This window comes from Rhizobacter sp. P1_G5 (assembly GCF_056405435.1).
The window spans coordinates 1-574 of record NZ_JBFUCB010001201.1; the positions used below are offsets into that span (position 1 = coordinate 1).

Annotated in this window: 1 pseudogene; it reads left to right on the forward strand. The window is 68.8% G+C overall.

The window, feature by feature from the left end:
* A pseudogene (locus AC1D12_RS34965) lies at positions 1-574 on the forward strand (long-chain fatty acid--CoA ligase); the annotation flags it as partial.

Sequence of the window (574 nt, forward strand, 5' to 3'; positions counted from 1 at the left end):
CTACCGCAACGAGGCCGCGACGGCCGAGGTGCTGTCCGCTGACGGCTGGTACCGCACCGGCGACGCCGGCTTCCTCGACGCGCAGGGCCACTTGAAGATCATCGACCGCGCGAAGGACGTCGGCCGGCTGGTCGGCGGGGCGAACGACGGCGCGATGTTCGCGCCCAAGTACGTCGAGAACAAGCTGAAGTTCTTTCCGCACATCAAGGAGGCGGTGGCCTTCGGCGACCGGCGCGAGAAGGTCTGCGCCTTCATCAACATCGACATGGAGGCGGTGGGCAACTGGGCCGAGCGCCGCAACCTGCCGTACGCCGGCTACACCGACCTGGCGCAGAAGCCCGAGGTGTACGAGCTGGTGCGCGACTGCGTGGAGCGGGTCAACGCCGACCTCGCGGCCGACGACAAGCTCGCCGGCAGCCAGATCACGCGCTTCCTGGTGCTGCACAAGGAGCTCGACGCCGACGACGGCGAACTCACCCGCACGCGCAAGGTGCGGCGCGGCTTCATCGGCGAGCGCTACCAGGTGCTGGTCGATGCGCTGTACGGCGGCCGCAGCTCGCAGTACGTCGAGACC